The 18,199-nt window shown below is 69.7% G+C and carries 14 protein-coding genes; 4 read left to right on the top strand and 10 right to left on the bottom strand.

Annotation, left to right across the window (positions count from 1 at the left end; genetic code table 11):
- Positions 1 to 70: 70 nt before the first annotated feature.
- The 8 genes from ISP_RS39045 to glyA all read right to left on the bottom strand — a co-directional run bounded on the left by ISP_RS39045 (position 71) and on the right by glyA (position 10,648).
- The gene (locus ISP_RS39045) at positions 71 to 1,447 is read right to left on the bottom strand and encodes a S1C family serine protease (RefSeq protein ID WP_013229303.1); all 1,377 of its coding nucleotides are present in this window, start codon (positions 1,445 to 1,447) and stop codon (positions 71 to 73) included.
- Between the two features lie 94 nt (positions 1,448 to 1,541).
- Entirely contained in the window at positions 1,542 to 3,968 is a 2,427-nt protein-coding gene (locus tag ISP_RS39050) for a GcvT family protein (protein ID WP_013229304.1), read from the bottom strand.
- Between the two features lie 24 nt (positions 3,969 to 3,992).
- Positions 3,993 to 4,835, bottom strand: a complete 843-nt coding sequence (gene purU / locus ISP_RS39055; protein ID WP_013229305.1) for a formyltetrahydrofolate deformylase — start codon at positions 4,833 to 4,835, stop codon at positions 3,993 to 3,995.
- Complete coding sequence (locus ISP_RS39060; protein ID WP_013229306.1) at positions 4,832 to 5,350, bottom strand: sarcosine oxidase subunit gamma; 519 nt, start codon at positions 5,348 to 5,350, stop codon at positions 4,832 to 4,834. Before ISP_RS39060 ends, purU begins: the two co-directional genes overlap by 4 nt.
- On the bottom strand, positions 5,340 to 7,877 hold the full coding sequence (locus ISP_RS39065; protein ID WP_013229307.1) for a 2Fe-2S iron-sulfur cluster-binding protein: 2,538 nt from the start codon (positions 7,875 to 7,877) through the stop codon (positions 5,340 to 5,342). Before ISP_RS39065 ends, ISP_RS39060 begins: the two co-directional genes overlap by 11 nt.
- A complete protein-coding gene (locus tag ISP_RS39070) occupies positions 7,874 to 8,152 on the bottom strand; it encodes a sarcosine oxidase subunit delta (protein WP_013229308.1) in 279 nt (92 codons plus the stop codon). The genes ISP_RS39065 and ISP_RS39070 overlap by 4 nt, the downstream gene beginning before the upstream one ends.
- A gap of 25 nt (positions 8,153 to 8,177) precedes the next feature.
- A complete protein-coding gene (locus ISP_RS39075) occupies positions 8,178 to 9,389 on the bottom strand; it encodes a sarcosine oxidase subunit beta family protein (protein ID WP_013229309.1) in 1,212 nt (403 codons plus the stop codon).
- On the bottom strand, positions 9,386 to 10,648 hold the full coding sequence (gene glyA / locus ISP_RS39080) for a serine hydroxymethyltransferase (protein WP_013229310.1): 1,263 nt from the start codon (positions 10,646 to 10,648) through the stop codon (positions 9,386 to 9,388). Before glyA ends, ISP_RS39075 begins: the two co-directional genes overlap by 4 nt.
- A 57-nt stretch (positions 10,649 to 10,705) precedes the next feature.
- Between glyA and ISP_RS39085 the strand changes: the two genes are divergently transcribed.
- Positions 10,706 to 11,353, top strand: coding sequence for a GntR family transcriptional regulator (locus ISP_RS39085; protein WP_013229311.1), 648 nt, complete (start codon positions 10,706 to 10,708; stop codon positions 11,351 to 11,353).
- Between the two features lie 9 nt (positions 11,354 to 11,362).
- On the opposite strand, the gene ISP_RS39090 is transcribed toward ISP_RS39085, so the two are convergent.
- The gene (locus ISP_RS39090; protein ID WP_013229312.1) at positions 11,363 to 12,484 is read right to left on the bottom strand and encodes an aromatic ring-hydroxylating oxygenase subunit alpha; all 1,122 of its coding nucleotides are present in this window, start codon (positions 12,482 to 12,484) and stop codon (positions 11,363 to 11,365) included.
- 274 nt (positions 12,485 to 12,758) lie between these two features.
- The gene (locus ISP_RS39095; protein ID WP_013229313.1) at positions 12,759 to 13,337 is read right to left on the bottom strand and encodes a TetR/AcrR family transcriptional regulator; all 579 of its coding nucleotides are present in this window, start codon (positions 13,335 to 13,337) and stop codon (positions 12,759 to 12,761) included.
- A 46-nt stretch (positions 13,338 to 13,383) separates the two neighbouring features.
- On the opposite strand from ISP_RS39095, the gene ISP_RS39100 reads away from it, so the two are divergent.
- The 3 genes from ISP_RS39100 to betA are packed head-to-tail and all read left to right on the top strand — an operon-like array spanning position 13,384 to position 18,119.
- Entirely contained in the window at positions 13,384 to 14,850 is a 1,467-nt protein-coding gene (locus tag ISP_RS39100; protein ID WP_265049882.1) for an aldehyde dehydrogenase family protein, read from the top strand.
- A gap of 33 nt (positions 14,851 to 14,883) precedes the next feature.
- Complete coding sequence (locus tag ISP_RS39105; RefSeq protein WP_013229315.1) at positions 14,884 to 16,452, top strand: amino acid permease; 1,569 nt, start codon at positions 14,884 to 14,886, stop codon at positions 16,450 to 16,452.
- 8 nt (positions 16,453 to 16,460) lie between these two features.
- Positions 16,461 to 18,119: a choline dehydrogenase gene (gene betA / locus ISP_RS39110; RefSeq protein ID WP_013229316.1), complete on the top strand. Its 1,659-nt coding sequence runs from the start codon at positions 16,461 to 16,463 to the stop codon at positions 18,117 to 18,119.
- Positions 18,120 to 18,199: the final 80 nt, after the last annotated feature.

The following is an 18,199-nucleotide window of genomic DNA, read 5'->3' on the forward strand; positions in this document are numbered from 1 at the left end:
TCCGGCACCAACACGCCGACAACAACATCCTTGACCAGCAGACAGACCCGCTAACTGAACGGCTTTGCCGCTAGCCCACCGGCCCTTCGATGGCGTTGACCTGCAGCTGCTGCTGACCGCCGGCGGCGCCGGCCACCGTCAGCGTGAGCCGGTCGCCCGGGTGGTGGGTGTCCATCACGTTCGTCAACGCCGTCGCCGAGCCGGTCGGCTTGCCGTCGATGGCCGTGATCACGTCGCCGGCCGCGAGGCCCGCCTTCTGCGCCGGCCCGCGCTGGACGACCTCGCGGACCTTGGCGCCGCCCTGGCCGTCCGTCACCGAGACCCCGATGAACGCCGTCTTGCCGATGTGGATCTTGTCGGACGCCTGCCCCGCGACGATCTTGTGGGCGATGTCGACGGCCTGGTTGATCGGGATGGCGAAGCCCTGGCCGGCCCCGCCGCTGCGGCGCCCGTTCAGCTGGTAGCCGGTGGACGCGGCCGTGTCGACCCCGATGACCTGGGCGTTCGCGTTCACGAGCGGGCCGCCGGAGTCGCCCGACTCGATGTTCGCCCGGACCTGGATCAGCCCGGTGAGCTGCTCGGAAGACCCGCTGGACTCGTCCGAGGCGGTGATCGACTGGTTCAGCGCGGTGACCGTGCCGGGCGCGGGCACCGGGTTGCCGCCGCGGCCGCCGGCGTTGCCCAGCCCGAGGATCTGGTCGCCGACCTGCACCGCGGACGAGTCGCCGATGGACGCGGTGGGCAGCCCGGACGCGCCCTGCAGCTGCAGGACGGCGACGTCCTCGGCGCGGTCGTAGCCGACCACCTGCGCCTTGTACGTGTCGCCGGTGCCGATGCTGGTGACCTTGATGCTGGTCGCGCCCGCGACGACGTGGTTGTTGGTCAGCACCTCGCCGTCGGCGGTGAGCACGATGCCGGTGCCCGCCGCGGCCGCGCCCTGCAGGCCGAGCTCGGTGTTGATGTTCACGATGGCCGGGTTGACCTTGGCCGACACGGCGTCGGCGTCGAGCACGGTCTTGGCCGCGCTGGGCTGCCCGGAGAAGCCGAAGTTCTGGTTGCCGCCCGCGGTCGTGCTGTTCGCCCCGGAGATCAGGCGCCCGATCCCGAGCCCGGCGACCACGGCCAGCGCGATCGCGACGATCGCGACCGTCAGCGCGCGCAGCGGATGACGCCGCCGCGGCGGTGGCTGGTAGGCGGGCGGCGGGTAGGCGTAGGCCGGCTGCGTGTACGGCGGATACGGGCGTCCCCACTGGTCACGGGGCTGGTCGTACTGCTGCTGGTCGTACTGCTGCTGGTCGTACTGCTGCTGGTCGTACTGTTGCTGGGGGTGGCCCTGGGGGTCCTGCGGGTAGCCGTTCTGGCCGTAGTAGTCCGGCGAGTAGCCACCCTGGCCGTAGCCGTACGGGTACTCGCCGCCGCTCGGGCGTCCTCGGTCGTACTCGCTCATGCACAGCTCCAGCTCTCGACAAGCCTCCGGCTCGTCCCAGCAAACGCCCCCTTCCTGAGAATTTCCTGGTGCGCTTCCGTGTACTTGCTGTGGATTATCGCCGGATCCGGTCCATGCCCGGGTCGACCAGCGGCTCGGCGGCCACGGTGGCCGCGACCCGGCGGCCGAAGTACTCGATCTCCACGCTGCTGCCGATGTCCGCCGACGCCGGGAGCCACGCGTAGGCGATCGGCCGCCCGACGGTGTACCCGTACGCGGCGCTCGTCACGTAACCCGAAGCCACGCCGCCGGCGAACACCGGTTCCTTGCCGAGCACGACCGTGCGGCCGTCGTCGATCGTCAGGCACCGCAGCCGCCGCGACGCCGTCTCCTCGCTCCGGCCTTCGATCGCGTCCCGGCCCAGGAAGTCCCCCTTCGCTGGCCGCACGGCGAACGCCAGCCCGGCCTCGTACGGGTCGTGCTCGGTGGTCATGTCCGTGCCCCACAGCCGGTAGCCCTTCTCCAGCCGCAGGCTGTTGAACGCCGCCCGCCCGGCCGCGACGACCCCCAGCGGCTGCCCGGCCGCCCACAGCGCGTCCCACAGCCGCAGGCCGTTGTCCGCGCTCGTGTAGATCTCCCAGCCCAGTTCGCCCACATAGGACAGTCGCATCGCGACCACCGGCACGCCGGCGATCCGCGCCTTGCGGGCCCGGAAGTACTTGAGCCCCTGGTGCGAAAAGTCCTCGTGCGACAGCGGCTGCACCAGGTCCCGCGCCAGCGGTCCCCAGACACCGACGCAGCACGTGCCACCGGTGATGTCCCGGACCCGGACACCCGAAGGCGCGTGCTTGACGAAGTGGTCGACGTCGATGTTTCCGTTGATCCCGACCTGGAACACCTCGGGCTCGAGCCGCGCGACCGTGACGTCACTGCGCACCCCGCCCGCGGAATCGAGCATCAGCGTGTACGTCACCGAACCGACCGACTTGTCCAGCTGGTTGGTGGTGAGCGACTGCAGGAACGCCAGCGACCCGGGGCCGCTGATCTCCACGCGCTTCAACGGCGTCATGTCGTACAGCGCGACGCCGTTGCGCGTGTGCCACGCCTCGGCCGCCGCGATCGGCGAGTGGAACTGCGCCGACCACGCGTCCCGCGCGGGCGGCAGCCAGTCGTGGGGTAGCTTCTTCAGCAGCGGCGCGTTGGCCTCGAACCAGTGCGGCCGCTCCCAGCCGGCCGCCTCCAGGAACACCGCGCCCAGCTCGCGTTGCCGCGCCTGGAACGGCGTCACCCGCAGATCGCGCGGGGACAGCTTGGGCTGCAACGGGTGCAGGATGTCGTAGACCTCGACGAAGTTCTGCTGCGCCGTCTCGCTCACGTACGAAGGCGCGAGCTGGACCTCCTCGAAGCGGTGGACGTCGATGTCGTGGGTGTCCACTTCCGAGTGCCCGTGCACGAGCAGCTCGGCGACCGCCTTCGCGATGCCCGCGGAGTGCGTCACCCAGATCGCCTCGGCCAGCCAGAACCCCCGGACGTCGGCCGACTCGCCGACCAGCGACTGGCCGTCCGGGGTGAAGGAGAAGATGCCGTTGAAGCCCTCTTCGACCTTGGTCTGGCGCAGCGCCGGAAGCAGCAGTTGACTCTGTTCCCAAGAAGGCGCGAAGTCGTCCTCCGTGAAGGGCAGCATGGACGGCATGGCCGTCTCGGTCACCGAAGGGTCCAGAGTGGACTCGTCGACCGGCATCGGGCGGTGCGCGTAGGAGCCGATGCCGAGCCGGTCGACGTGCTCGCGGAAGTACAGGTCCTGGTCCTGGTGACGCAGGATCGGCAGGCTCGCCTCGGTGGTGTGCCCGGCGAGTTCCGCGAGCTGCCCGGTCTTCACGTACTGGTGGGCCAGCGGCAGCAGGGGGACGTCCACGCCGGCCATCGCGCCGATCTCGCGGCCCCAAAACCCGGCGCACGACACGACGACGTCAGCCGGGAAGTCACCCTGGTCGGTCCGGACGCCGCTAACACGCCCGCTCTCCTGCAAGATGTCGGTGACCCGCGTCGAGCCGATGAACCGGGCCCCGCGCGAACCCGCACGCGCGGCCAGCACCTCGACGGCCTTGGCGGCCCGCGCCAGGCCGTCGGTCGGGACGTGCAGCGCGCCGAAGATCCGCGAACCGTCCAGGAGCGGCCAGCGCTCGACACATTCGGCGGCGTCGATCAACCGTCCCTCGACGCCCCACGACGTCGCCCAGCCGAGCTTGCGCTTGAGGTCCTCCCAGCGGGCCGGGGTGGTCGCCACCTCCATGCCGCCGACCTGCAGGAAACAGTCCAGCTCCAGGAACTTCTCGACGGTGTAGCGGGCGAAGTCCGTCATCGCCTTGGACGCGTTGGTCTGGAAGACCAGCCCGGGCGCGTGCGAGGTGGACCCGCCGGTGCGCGGCAGCGGGCCCCGGTCGAGCACGGTGACGTCGGTCCAGCCGCGGGCGGTCAGCTCGTCGGCGAGGTTCGCGCCGACGATGCCGGCGCCGATGATGACTACTCGCGGTGCGGTCATGGCGGGCTCCTAACGAAAGACGGCTTACCGGAACACAACAGTGCTGTTGCCGTTGAGCAGGACGCGGCGCTCGCAGTGCCAGCGCACCGCGCGGGAGAGGGCGAGGGCTTCGGCGTCACGGCCGACGGTCACCAGCTCGCGCGGCGAGTACGTGTGGTCGACGCGCTGGACCTCCTGCTCGATGATCGGGCCCTCGTCGAGGTCGGGGGTGACGTAGTGCGCGGTCGCGCCGACGTACTTGACGCCGCGGTCGTAGGCCTGGTGGTAGGGCTTGGCGCCCTTGAAACCGGGCAGGAACGAGTGGTGGATGTTGATCGCGCGGCCTTCGAGCTTCTGGCACAGCTCGTTCGACAGCACCTGCATGTACCGGGCGAGCACGATCAAGTCTGCTTCGTACTCCCCGACCAGGTCGAGCAACCGCTGTTCGGCCTCCGGCTTGGTCTCCGGCGTCACCGGGACGTGCACGAACGGCACACCCGCCGCCTCGGCCATCGGCCGCAGGTCCTCGTGGTTCGACACGACCACGGCGATCTCGGCGCCGAGGCCGCCCGCGCGCCAGCGGAAGAGCAGGTCGTTGAGGCAGTGCCCGAACTTCGACACCATCACGAGGATCCGCGGCGGCGTCCCGTCGGAGAAGCCGAACTCCATGCCGAAGTCGCCGGCCACCGGGGCGAACGCGCGGGTGAGGTCGTCCACCGTGGTTTCTTCGGTGCAGGTGAACGACGTACGCAGGAACAGCGAGCCGCGGACGTCGTCGTCGAACTGCTGGTGCTCGACGATGTCGCAGCCCTGCCCGACCAGGAACGTCGTGACGGCGTGCACGATCCCCGAGCGTTCCGGGCACTTGAGCGTCAAGGTGAAGGTCACGAGACGTACTCCAGACTCGCGTCGGCCAGCCAGGCCGTGAAGTAGTCCGAGAACGACTGCCGCACGAGGATCGTGAAGCTCTCTTCCCGGACCATCAGCACGATCCCGGTGCGCGCCAGCAACGTCTGGACACACGTTCCCGGCGGTGACACCTCCAGGTCGATCGAGCATCCGGGCGCCAGCACATCGGCCAGCGACTGCTTACGCTTAAGTGTCACATTATTGGGGCATTTGGCCCTAGGCACATGCGACCCACTGAGCCGATAGACGTTGCGCTGCGCCGAGACATCCACCACGGCGTCGCATTCACCGGAAAGTGCCGCTTCCAGCTCGGCTTGGCGGCCGGGCCCGGCGAGCACGAGGTACTCGTCGGGGCCCATCCAGAGGATGTCGACGCCGCTGCCGCTGGTGAAGGTGCACGGTCCGGGCAGGTCGACGCCGAGCAGGCTGTGCCCCTCGCGGAGGCGGACGGTGAGCTGGGTGCGGAACGGTTCTTCGACCGCGTCAACCGTCACGGCGGGCTCCTTCCTTGTCGAAGAGCACGGATTCGGTCACGGTCACCGGCACCACCTGGTCCCCGACCGGCACGTACAGCGTTTCTCCGATGCGCTCACGGCCCGAGCGCACCAGGGCCAGCGCGAAAGTGCGGCCGAGTGCGGCGCTGTCGTAGCTGGAGGTGACGTGGCCGAGCATCCGCACCGGCGGTTCGGGCACGACTTCCGATTCGATGATCTGCGAGCCCTCGGGCAGCAGCACCGACGGGTCCACGGGCAGCAAACCGACGAACTGCTTGCGGTCCGGCCGGTTGTTTTCGGCGCGGGCGAAGGAGCGCTTGCCGATGAAGTCGGCCTTTTTCTTCGACACGGCCCAGGACAGGCCGAGGTCCTGCGGGGTGACCGTGCCGTCGGTGTCCTGGCCGATGATCGGGTAGCCCTTCTCGGCGCGCAGGACGTGCATGGTCTCGGTGCCGTACGGCGTGGCGCCTTGGTCCACTATGGACTGCCAGAGCGCGGGTCCGTGCCACGACGGGACGTTGATTTCGTAGGCCAGCTCGCCGGAGAAGCTGATCCGGCAGACCCGCGCGGCGAGCCCGGCGACCTCGGCGTCCTGCCAGGTCATGAACCCGAAGGCGTCATTGGACACGTCGAGATCCGGCGCCAAGCGGCCGAGGACTTCCCGCGAACGCGGGCCGACCAGCGGGATCGTGGCCCAGTGCTCGGTGACCGACGTCGCGAAAACACGCAGGTGCGGCCACTCCGTCTGCAGCCACTCCTCCATCCACTCGAGGATCTTCGCCGCGTTGCCGGTGGTCGTGGTGACCAGGAACCGCTCCTCGCCGACGCGGATGACCGTGCCGTCGTCGATCACCATGCCGTCGACGCCGCACATCACGCCGTAGCGGATCCGGCCGACCTTGAGGGTGCTCATCATGTTCGTGTAGAGCATGTCGAGGAACCAGCCGGCGTCCGGGCCCTGGACGTCGATCTTGCCCAGCGTGGAGCCGTCCATCAGGGCGACGTCGGTGCGGGCCGCGCGGCATTCGCGCCGGACGGCGTCGGCCATCGACTCGCCGGGCCGCGGGTAGTACCACGGCCGCTTCCACTGGCCGACGTTCTCGAACTCGGCACCGTGCTCGACGTGCCACGGGTGGATCGTCGTGACGCGCACGGGATCGTGCAGGTCACCGCGGTTCCGCCCGGCCAGTGCGGCGAACGGGACCGGTGTGTACGGCGGCCGGAACGTCGTCGGGCGCTGGGTCGCCAAGTCGACACCGAGGGCTTCGGCGGTGACGCCCGCAGCGAGCATGCCGGAGGTCTTGCCCTGGTCGTGCGCGGTGCCGATGGTCGTGTAGCGCTTGATGTGCTCCAGCGAGCGCAGCCCGGCGCCGGTCGCGCGCAGGATGTCCGACACGGTCGCGTCACGCTGTTGGTCCACGAACCGGGTGTCCACTACGGACTCGGGCGCCGGCACCTGCCAGAGGATCTTCGCCTCCGGCAAGCCCTCGCCCGCGGCCGCGCCCACCACACGCACCGTCGGCAGGTCGCCGTCCGGGACGTACGCGCCCAGTTCGGCAGCGTACCGGAGCTTGCCGCGGGCCTGGCTGAACAGGTGCACCGCCGGGTTCCAGCCACCGGACACGAGCAGCAGGTCGCACGGCACCCGCTCCCCCTCCAGCGACCCCAGCGGCGCGACGTGCGCGGCGGTGATGTGGTCTTCTCCGTCGGTCCCGATGACGCCGTGGCCCTCGCGAGCGTCGACGATCCGCACGATCTCGGCCCCCGCCTCGGCCAGTTCGGTGGCGGCGTCGTAGGCACTGTCGTTGGTGGTGAACACGACCACGCGCTGCCCGGCGAGGACGCCGTAGCGGTTCAGGTAGGTCCGCGCGGCCGACGCGAGCATGATGCCGGGACGGTCGTTGTCCGGGAACACGATCGGCCGCTCGTGGGCGCCGGTCGCGATGACGATCCGCTTCGCCCGGATCCGCCAGACCCGCTGCCGCGAGATGCGTTCGGGAGCCGCGGGCTCACCCCGGCGTTCCAGGGCCAGCACGAACCCGTCGTCATAGACTCCGAACGCCGTGGTGCGCGAGAGGAACCGGACACCTTCGGGAGCTTCGCCGTCGGGCTGGTCGTCCACGAGCAGGACCCGGCCGGACGCGGCGGCAGCGGCGGCGCGTCCGGCCGGTCCGGCCCCGATGACCAGGACATCGCAGTGGGCGTGCTTGGCGTCGTACCGCGCCGGGTCCGGTTCGGCGGCGAGGCGGCCTTGACCGCGGAGACCACGAGCGACCAGGCCGTCGTACAGCTCGACCGTCGTGGCGGACAGCATCGGCTCCGGGAACGGCGCTTCGATCTGCACCAGCGCGTTCGAGTCCTCGACGCCGGCGCCGACGATGCCGCGCGGCCGGCCGTACTTGATACTGGTCGCGACCCGGTGGATGCCGTTGGCGAGCAGCGCCGACGCCAGGGTGTCGCCGAGGAAACCGGTCAGCTCGCGGCCGTCGAAGGTGAACTTGAGCGGAACGCCGGAGAGCCGGGTCATGAGATCACCGGCCGGGGCTCGTCGAGGCGGTAGACCGCCAGGAGGTCGTGGGTGCGGGTGTCGCGGACGGCGTTGAACCACCGGCGGCACCCCGCGGAGTGGCTCCAGCGCTCGGCGAACGGGCCGCTCGGGTTGTCGCGGAAGAAGACGAACTTCGCCCATTCTTCGTCCGGCATCGCCGACGGGTCGGCCGGATAGGCGACGTGCGCCTGGCCGCCGTAGTGGAACTCGGCTTCCTCACGCGGCCCGCACCACGGGCAGGGGATCAGTTGCATGTGGACACTCCTGCTTTTGAATGTCTCAGTGCGCGACGGCGGCGGCGCCGTGCTCGTCGACGAGGGCGCCGGTGGTGAACCGGTCGAGGGCGAAGGGCTCGGCGTACTCGTGCGGCTTGCCCCGCGCGATGGTCGCCGCGAAGACGTCCCCGACACCCGGCGTGGCCTTGAAGCCGCCGGTCCCCCAGCCGCAGTTGAGGAACAGGTTCTCCACCGGCGTGAGGCCGATGATCGGCGACGCGTCCGGGCTCGTGTCGACGATGCCCGCCCATGTCCGCAGCAGGTGCGCCCGCGCGAACACCGGGAACAGCTCCAGCGCGGCGGCCATCTGCTGCTCGATGATGTGGAACGAGCCGCGCTGGCCGTAGCCGTGGTAGCTGTCGATGCCCGCACCCATCACGAGTTCACCCTTGTGCGCCTGGGAAACGTAGACGTGCACGGCGTTCGACATGACGACCGTCGGGTGGATCGGTTCGAGGAGCTCGGACACCAGCGCCTGCAGCGGGTGCGACGTCAACGGCAGGTCCAGCCCGACCATCCGGGCCAGCACCGACGTGTGCCCGGCCGCGCACAGCCCCACCTTGCCCGCGGCGATCCGGCCCCGCGACGTCTCGACGCCGGTGACCCGCCCGCCGGCCGTGGTGATCCCGGTGACCTCGCAGTTCTGGATGAGGTCGACACCCAGCTCGTGCGCCGCGCGGGCGAAACCCCAGGCCACGTAGTCGTGCTTCGCGATGCCCGCGCGCGGCTGGAAGGTCGCGCCCAGCACCGGGTAGCGGACGTCCGGGGAGATGTTGACGATCGGGCAGATTTCCTTGACGCCGTTGGCATCCACCCACTCGGCGTCGATGCCGTTGAGCTTGTTGGCCTCCACACGGCGGACGCTGTCGCGGACGTCCTGCAGGCTGTGCGCCAGGTTGAGCACCCCGCGCTGGCTGAACAGGATCGGGTAGCCGAGGTCCTCCTCGAGACCTTCCCACAGCTTGAGGGAGTGCTCGTAGATGCCGGAGCTCTCGTCCCAGAGGTAGTTCGAGCGGATGATCGTGGTGTTGCGGGCCATGTTCCCGCCGGCGAGCCAGCCCTTCTCCAGCACGGCCACGTTCGTGATGCCCTGTTTGGCCAGGTAGTACGCGGTGGCGAGGCCGTGCCCGCCGCCGCCGACGACGACCACGTCGTAACTCTTGCGAGGCTCGGGGTTGTCCCAGAGGAAGTCCGGGTGCTCCGGCAGGTCGGTCATCGGGCCTCCTCCGACGGGTACAGCGGGAACGCTTCGGCCAGCGCGGTGACGCGGGCCCGCAGCTTGTCGACGTCGTAGCCGGGCCGGAGCGCCTCGGCGATGACGTCGGCGGCCTCGCGGAACTCGGCGTCCCCGAACCCGCGGGTGGCCAGTGCCGGGGTGCCGATGCGGAGCCCGGACGTCACCATCGGCGGCCGCGGGTCGAACGGGACGGCGTTGCGGTTCACCGTGATGCCCACTTCGTGGAGCCGGTCCTCGGCCTGCTTGCCGTCGAGTTCGGAGTTCCGCAGGTCGACGAGCACGAGGTGGACGTCGGTGCCGCCGGTCAGCACGGAGATGTCCGGCTCGGCCAGCAGCCGCTCGGCGAGGAGCTTCGCGCCGCGCAGGGTGCGCTGCTGGCGTTCGGCGAACTCCGGCTCGGCGGCCATCTTGAACGCGACGGCCTTCGCGGCGATGACGTGTTCGAGCGGACCGCCCTGCTGACCGGGGAAAACGGCCGAGTTGACCTTCTTGGCCAGCGCGGGATCGTCGGTGAGGACCACGCCGCCGCGCGGGCCGCCGAGAGTCTTGTGCGTGGTGGTCGTCGTGACGTGCGCGTGCGGGACCGGCGACGGGTGCAGCCCGGCGGCGACCAGTCCGGCGAAGTGCGCCATGTCGACCATGAGGTACGCGCCGACCTCGTCGGCGATCTCGCGGAAGCGGGCGAAGTCGAGCTGCCGCGGGTAGGCCGACCAGCCGGCGATGATCAGCTTCGGCCGGTGTTCCTTCGCCAGCCGCTCGACCTCGGCCATGTCCACCCGGTAGTCCTTTTCGGACACTTCGTAGGCGGCGACGTCGTAGAGCAGGCCGGAGAAGTTGATCCGCATGCCGTGGGTCAGGTGCCCGCCGTGGGCCAGTGACAGGCCGAGGATCTGGTCGCCGGGCTTGAGCAGCGCGGCCATCGCGGCGGCGTTGGCCTGCGCGCCCGAGTGCGGCTGGACGTTGGCGAACCCGGCGCCGAAGAGCTCCTTGACCCGGTCGATGGCGAGCTGTTCGGTGACGTCGACTTGCTCGCAGCCGCCGTAGTAGCGGCGGCCCGGGTAGCCCTCGGCGTACTTGTTGGTGAGCACCGACCCCTGGGCCTGGAGCACGCTGAGCGGCGCGAAGTTCTCGGACGCGATCATCTCCAGCGTCGTCTGCTGCCGGCGCAGCTCGGCGCCGATCGCTTCGGCCACCGCCGGGTCGTAGTCGGCCAAGGAGCGGTTGAGCATCGAGGGCATCGGAAACCTTCCGTGGTCGACTTCTGATATATCAATCGTCGATGTAGACTAAGCGGCGTGCATCCCCAGGTCAATCCCCCATCCCTGGCCGAACAGGCGTACCGCTTCGTGCGTGATCGGCTGGTCATGCTGGACATCCCGCCGGGCTCCCCCCTCAACGAAGAGGAGCTCGGCACCACGCTCGGCATGGGCCGGACGCCGATCCGCGAGGCGCTGAAGCGGCTGGAGTCCGAGCGGCTGGTCGTCGCCTACCCGCGGCGCGGGACGTTCGCCACCGACGTCAACATCTCCGACCTCGCGCACATCTCCGAGGTCCGGCGGACGCTGGAGCCGATGGCGACGGCCGCCGCGGCCGGGCGCGCGACCGAGGCCGACCGGGCGGCGCTGGCCGAGCTGCGCGCGCAGCTCGACGTCGGCGTCCCGGGCCGGGACAACGCCGAACTGCTGCGCACCGACCTCGCCCTGCACCGGGCGATCTACCGGTGCGTGCACAACCCGTTCCTCGAGGACACGCTCATCCGGTACGACAACCTCGCCACGCGGATCTGGTGCGTGTTCGTGCCCCGGCTGTCCGGGATGGCCGGCCACGTCGACGAGCACGTCCCGCTCCTCACCGCGATCATCGAGGGTGACGCCGAGAAGGCCGCCGCCCTCACACTCGAGCACGTGACCGGCTTCGAGGCCGCCATCCGGGCGTTGATCTAGACGCGCTTTTCAGGCGTTCAACCGCGCCCGGACCCAGTCGTGGAAGGCACCGATGTGGTGCTCGCTGGGCACGAGCACGCCGCCTCCGGTGTACGAGCGCGAGTCCATCGACAGCTGGCAACGTTCGCACGCCTCGAAGTCCTGCAGGTTGACGCGGTGGAACAGCTCCACCGACCGGGTCAGATCACGCCCGGATTCGACGACTTCGGGCAGGTAGAGCCAGTCGCAGCGGACCAGCGTCCGGTCCGGGGCGAGCGGGAACATCCGGTGCAGGATCACGTGGTCCGGAACCAGGTTGACGAAGACGCCCGGTTTGATGGTGATCGCGTAGTACTTGCGGTCCTGGGCCTCGGTGACACCGGGCAGGCGGTCGACCCCCTCGGAGCCGTCGACGGTGAAGCCCTTGATGTCGCCGCCGAACTCGGCGCCGTGGCCGACGTAGTACTGCGCCGCGTAGCCGTCGGCGAACTCCGGCAGCACCTCGGTGAGCTCGGGGTGGATCGTCGCGCAGTGGTAGCACTCCATGAAGTTCTCGATGATCTGCTTCCAGTTCGCCTTCACGTCGTACTCGATGCGCTTGCCCAGCGCCAGGCCGTCGATGCCGTAGGCGTCGATCTCGGCCGGGCCGCCGAGCCGTTCGGTGACGGCGCCGACGACGGTCTCCTCGAACGACGGCGGCTCATCGGCCAGGCAGACCCAGGCGTAGCCGAGCCATTCCCGCAGGTGCAGCCGGGTGAGGCCGAACTCGGTGCGATCGACGTCCGGCATCCCGGTGAGGTTGGGCGCGGCGATGAGCTTGCCGTCGAGGCCGTAGGTCCAGGCATGGTACGGGCACTGGAAGGCGCGCTTGACCGTGCCGCTCTCCGCCGTGCACAGCCGGGCGCCGCGGTGGCGGCAGACGTTGAGGAACGCGTTGAGCCGCCCGTCGCGGCCCCGCGAGACGAGCACGCTCTCCTTGCCGATCCGCACGGTCTCGAACGCCCCGGGACCGGCGAGGTCGGCGCTGCGCACGGCGCAGAACCAGTCCGCCTCGAAGATCTTCGCCTGCTCCAGCGCGAAGACCGCCGGATCGGTGTAGGAGCTGCCGGGCAAGGTGGCGAGCAGGCTGGGCGGCAGATCGGTTGCGGTCACCGGCGTGGTCCTCTCCGCGGATCAGGACGGGAGTAGTTGCGCAGAACGCGGCTTGTTGCACACTCCGGAACAGAGTGACTGCCGCCCCGACCGCCTGTCAACCCACCTTTTTCAGTGACCCGCCAAGATTCCCGGCACGTTCCGGACGACACGCGTACCCAGCCGGACGACACGCGTACTCAGCCGGACGACACACGGGCAGAACGGCCGATTGCCGTGTCGTCCATCCAGGTACGCGTGTCGTCCGAGCAGGTACGCGTGTCGTCCGCCTGGGTCAGGCGGCGGGGCCGTCGATGGCGCGGCGGAAGAGGGTTTCGATCTCCTCGCGGTTGGGACGGGGGTCGGCCAGGGCGGCCTGCATCAGGAGGCCGCAGAACAACCCCGCCAGCAGCCGGCCGGTGAGCGGGTCGGTGCGGGAGCCGAAGAAGGCGATCAGGGCGTCGTCCCAGGCCGCACTCGCCTTGCGCAGCGCCGGCCGGTGCAGGGCCGCGACGTACAGGTCGTACTCGACGACGGTGTCCCGGTACTGCTCGTTGATGTAGCCCATCACCAGGTCGGCGAGGGCGGCGGCGAAGTCGGTGTCCGGCGGCAGCGCCGACTCCCACTCCTTCAGCGCGTGGACGTTCCGCTCGGCCGCCTCGTGCAGGGCGACCTCCAAGAGGTCGTCCAGCGTCGCGAAGTGGTAGGTCGTCGAGCCCAGCGGCACGCCGGCGGCGGCGGCGACGGCCCGGTGGGTGACGCCGTCGATCCCCCGCTGGGCGACGACTTCGATCGCCGCCTTGGCGATCCGCGCCCGCCGTTCCGGGTCGTTCGGGCCGCGGCGCCGGGCCGCGGCGGGTTCCGTGTTCGACATCGGTGTCGAGCCCCCTTGTGGACATCTGTACACGCTTCGCGTACAAATGTACGCACTCAACGCGCCGAGCAGCCACTACCGATCCGGGAAGGGCCGCATGTTCGATGTACTGAACCCCGCGACCGGCGAGGTCATCCTGACCGTCGCCGAGGCGAGCAGCGCGGAAGTCGACGCCGCCGTCACCGCCGCCCGCCGGGCCTTCGACGAAGGTCCGTGGCGGCGGACGACCGCCACCGAACGCGGCGCCCTGCTCCGCAAGGTGGCCGACCTGCTGGTCCGCGACCGCGAGGAACTGGCCCGCACCGAGAGCCTCGACACCGGCAAGACCCTCGGCGAGGGCGGCATCGACATCGACGACGTGACCAACGTCTTCCGCTACTACGCCGACCTGGCGGACAAGGACGCCGGACGCCTCGTCGACGCGGGCAGCGCGACCGTCGTCAGCCGGATCGTGCACGAACCGGTCGGCGTCTGCGCCCTCATCGCGCCGTGGAACTACCCGCTGCTGCAGATGTCCTGGAAGGTCGCGCCGGCGCTGGCCGCGGGCAACACCGTCGTGCTCAAGCCCAGCGAAGTCACCCCGCTGACCACGATCAAGCTGGTCGCCCTGCTCGAAGAAGCCGGCACGCCACCCGGCGTGGTCAACCTCCTGCTCGGCGACGGCCGCGTCGGCGCGGCGATGGTCGAGCACCCGGCCGTGGACCTGGTCTCGTTCACCGGCGGCTACGCGACCGGCGAGAAGATCATGACCGCCGCCGCGAAGGGCGTCCGCCGGGTCGCCCTCGAACTCGGCGGCAAGAACCCGAACGTGGTCTTCGCCGACGCCGACTACGAAACGGCGCTCGACTACGCCCTGATGGCGGCGTTCGTCCATTCCGGACAGGTCTGTTCGGCGGGCGCGCGCTTGATCGTCCAAGATGGAATCCATGATCGGTTCGTCGCCGACCTCGCCGACCGCGCCGACCGGATCCGGGTCGGCGACCCGCTCGACCCCGCCACCGAAACGGGCGCACTCGTCTCGGCGCAGCACCGCGCCAAGGTCGAGGGCTACATCGAAAGCGCTCTCGCGGAGGGCGCCAAGCTCCAGGCGGGCGGCAAGCGGCCCGAAGGCCCGGAGTACGAACGCGGTTTCTTCCTGCGCCCCACGGTTTTCTCCGGCTGCACGAGGGAGATGACGATCGTCCGGGAAGAGGTCTTCGGCCCGGTCGTCACCGTGGAACGCTTCACCGACGAGGCTGACGCGATCGCGCTGGCCAACGACACCGAGTACGGGCTCGCCGGAGCCGTGTGGACGTCGGACGCGTCCCGCGCCCAGCGGGTCGCCGGGGCCCTGCGCCACGGCACCGTGTGGATCAACGATTACCACCCCTACCTGCCGCAGGCGGAGTGGGGCGGGTTCGGCAAGTCGGGCATCGGCCGCGAACTCGGGCCGTCCGGGCTGGCCGAGTACCAGGAGAGCAAGCACGTCTACCAGAACATCGATCCCGTTCCGCAGCGCTGGTTCAAAGGCTGAAGCTTCCCCCACCCACCACGTAAGGACGCTGCCATGACCACTCAGGAAATACCGGCGGGCGGGGGGCCTGCTGCCGACGACAACACCGACCTCGCCAAGTTCGGCTACCGCCAGGAGCTGGAGCGCTCGCTCGGCTCGTTCTCCAGCTTCGCCGCCGGCTTCAGCTACATCTCCATCCTGACCGGCGTGTTCCAGCTGTTCTTCTTCGGCTTCGGCTCGGGCGGGCCGGCGTTCATCTGGACGTGGCCGCTGGTCTTCGTCGGCCAAGCCGCCGTGGCGCTGTGCTTCGCCGAGCTGGCCGGGCAGTTCCCGCTCGCCGGCTCGGTTTACCAGTGGGCCAAGCAGATCGCGAAACCGGTGACGTCCTGGCTGGCCGGCTGGATCATGATCATCGGCGCGATCGTGACGGCGGCGGCCGTCGCGGTGGCCTACCAGATCATCCTGCCGCAGGTGTCGACCGCGTTCCAGCTCGTCGGCAGCGACGAAGACGCCGGCCTGACGTCGACGCCGGGCGGCGCGCAGAACGCCATCATCCTGGCCCTGGTGCTGGTCGTGTTCGCCACGATCGTCAACATCATCGGCGTCCAGCTGATGGCGAAGATCAACAACTTCGGGGTCGCGGTCGAGCTGGGCGCGAGCGTCCTGCTGGTGATCGCGCTGGCCATCCACATCAAGCGCGGCCCCAGTCTGGTCTTCGACACCGCCGGCACCGGTGAGAGTCACTCGTTCGGGTACCTCGGGGCGTTCCTGGTGGCGTCGCTGATGAGCGCGTACGTCTTCTACGGCTTCGACACCGCGGGCTCGCTGGCCGAGGAGACCACCCAGCCGCGGCGGCACGCGCCCCGCGCGATCCTCCGGGCGATCACGGCGGCCTTCATCGTCGGCGGGCTGATCATGCTGTTCGGCATGATGGCCGTCGGCGACCTGAGCGCCAAGGAGCTCAGCACGTCCGGCATGCCGTACCTGCTCAAGAGCACCCTCGGCGAAGGACTCGGCGACGCCTTCCTGATCTGCTCGGCGATCGCGATCACCGTGTGCTGCCTCGCCGTGCAGACCGCGGCGATCCGGATGACCTGGGCGATGGCCCGCGACGGCCGCCTGCCGTTCAGCAAGGCCATGGCGAAGGTTTCGCCGCGCTCGAAGACGCCGGTGCTGCCGGCCCTGCTGACCGGCGGCCTCACGATCGTGGTGCTGCTGATCAACCTCGGCAACCAGCGGGCGTTCTTCATCCTGACCTCGACGGCGATCATCCTGTTCTACATCCCCTACCTGATGGTCACCGGCCCGATGCTGGTGCGCCGCCTGCGCGGCGGCTGGCCGCGCCCGGAGCACGGCCCGTACTTCAAGCTGGGCCGCTGGGGCACGCTGGTGAACCTGGTCGCGGTGGTCTACGGCGCGGCCATGACGATCAACCTGATCTGGCCGCGGGCCGAGGTCTACGGCGCCGACCACTGGTACTTCCAGTGGGGGGCGGTGATCGTCACCGGGCTGATCGTGATCATCGGTGCGATCATGCTCTACGTCCGGCGCCAAACCTGGGGCTCCGCACACACCAGCCCCGAACACATGCCCGACAACGCCCCGGACACCCTGCCCGGCTAGGAGGACGCATGAGTACCGAAACCTACGACTTCGTCATCGTCGGCGGTGGCTCGGCGGGCTGCGCGCTGGCGAACCGGCTCTCCGCGGACCCGGCGAACAAGGTCCTCGTCCTGGAGGCGGGCCGGTCGGACTTCAAGTGGGACGTCTTCATCCACATGCCCGCCGCGCTGACCTTCCCGATCGGGTCGAAGTTCTACGACTGGCGCTACCGCAGCGAACCCGAGCCGCACATGAACCGCCGTCGCATCTACCACGCGCGCGGCAAGGTGCTCGGCGGGTCCTCCAGCATCAACGGGATGATCTTCCAGCGCGGCAACCCGATGGACTACGAGCGCTGGGGCGCCGACCCCGGGATGTCCACTTGGGACTACGCGCACTGCCTGCCGTACTTCAACCGGATGGAGAACTGCCTCGCGGACCCGCCGGACGGGCAGTGGCGCGGGCACGACGGTCCGCTCGAACTCGAGCGCGGTCCGGCGTCGAACCCGTTGTTCAAGGCCTTCTTCGACGCCGCCGAGGAAGCGGGCTACCCGCGCACCGACGACGTCAACGGCTACCGGCAGGAGGGCTTCGCGGCCTTCGACCGGAACGTCCGGAAAGGACGGCGGCTGTCGGCGGCCGGCGCCTACCTGCACCCGGTGATGGACCGGCCCAACCTCACGGTGAAGACCCGCGCGTTCGTCTCGCAGATCCTCTTCGACGGCACGCGCGCGGTCGGCGTCGAGTACGCGCAGGGCCGGGGTGTGCCGGGTGAGGTGTACGGCAAGGAGATCATCCTCTGCGGCGGCGCGATCAACACCCCGCAGCTGCTGCAGCTCTCCGGCGTCGGCAACGCCGCCGACCTGGAGAAGCTCGGCATCGACGTCGTGAAGGACCTGCCAGGCGTCGGCGAGAACCTGCAGGACCACCTCGAGGTGTACATCCAGTACACCTGCAAGCAGCCGGTGTCGATGCAGCCGTCGCTGGCGAAGTGGAAGCGGCCCTACATCGGCGCGCAGTGGCTGTTCCTGCGGTCCGGGCCGGCCGCCACCAACCACTTCGAGGGCGGCGGGTTCGTCCGGTCCAACGACGAGGTGAAGTACCCGAACCTGATGTTCCACTTCCTGCCGGTGGCGATCCGCTACGACGGGTCGGCGCCCACGGAAGGGCACGGCTACCAGGTGCACGTCGGCCCGATGTACGCCGACACCCGCGGCTCGGTGAAGATCACCTCGACCGACCCGCGGCAGCACCCGGCGATCAAGTTCAACTACCTGTCGACCGAGAACGACCGCCGCGAATGGGTCGAAGCGGTGCGGGTGGCGCGGAAGATCCTCAACCAGCCCGCGCTGGAGCCGTACAACGGCGGGGAGATCTCCCCAGGGCCGTCCGTCGAAACCGACGAACAGATCCTCGACTGGGTCGCCAAGGACGCCGAAACCGCGCTGCACCCCTCGTGCACGGCCAAGATGGGCGTGGACGAGAAGTCCGTCGTCGACCCGCAGACCATGCGGGTGCACGGCACCGAGGGCCTGCGCGTGGTCGACGCGTCCGTGATGCCCTACATCACCAACGGCAACATCTACGCGCCGGTGATGATGACCGCCGAGAAGGCCGCCGACCTGATCCTCGGCAACACCCCGCTCGCCCCGCTCAAGCTGCCGTTCTACCGGCACGGGGAGAACTAGCCCCAAAGCCGTTCAGTTAGCGGGTCTGTCTGCTGGTCAAGGATGTTGTTGTCGGCGTGTTGGTGCCGGAAATAGGTGCG

The organism is Amycolatopsis mediterranei (genome assembly GCF_026017845.1).
GTDB lineage: Bacteria > Actinomycetota > Actinomycetes > Mycobacteriales > Pseudonocardiaceae > Amycolatopsis > Amycolatopsis mediterranei.

Bases quoted from the DNA above. Each gene is read 5' to 3' on its own strand.
- ISP_RS39045 (WP_013229303.1), bottom strand. From the start codon at position 1,447: ATGAGCGAGTACGACCGAGGACGCCCGAGCGGCGGCGAGTACCCGTAC.
- ISP_RS39050 (WP_013229304.1), bottom strand. From the start codon at position 3,968: ATGACCGCACCGCGAGTAGTCATCATCGGCGCCGGCATCGTCGGCGCG.
- ISP_RS39065 (WP_013229307.1), bottom strand. From the start codon at position 7,877: ATGACCCGGCTCTCCGGCGTTCCGCTCAAGTTCACCTTCGACGGCCGC.
- ISP_RS39070 (WP_013229308.1), bottom strand. From the start codon at position 8,152: ATGCAACTGATCCCCTGCCCGTGGTGCGGGCCGCGTGAGGAAGCCGAG.
- ISP_RS39075 (WP_013229309.1), bottom strand. From the start codon at position 9,389: ATGACCGACCTGCCGGAGCACCCGGACTTCCTCTGGGACAACCCCGAG.
- glyA (WP_013229310.1), bottom strand. From the start codon at position 10,648: ATGCCCTCGATGCTCAACCGCTCCTTGGCCGACTACGACCCGGCGGTG.
- ISP_RS39095 (WP_013229313.1), bottom strand. From the start codon at position 13,337: ATGTCGAACACGGAACCCGCCGCGGCCCGGCGCCGCGGCCCGAACGAC.
- ISP_RS39100 (WP_265049882.1), top strand. From the start codon at position 13,384: ATGTACGCACTCAACGCGCCGAGCAGCCACTACCGATCCGGGAAGGGC.
- ISP_RS39105 (WP_013229315.1), top strand. From the start codon at position 14,884: ATGACCACTCAGGAAATACCGGCGGGCGGGGGGCCTGCTGCCGACGAC.
- betA (WP_013229316.1), top strand. From the start codon at position 16,461: ATGAGTACCGAAACCTACGACTTCGTCATCGTCGGCGGTGGCTCGGCG.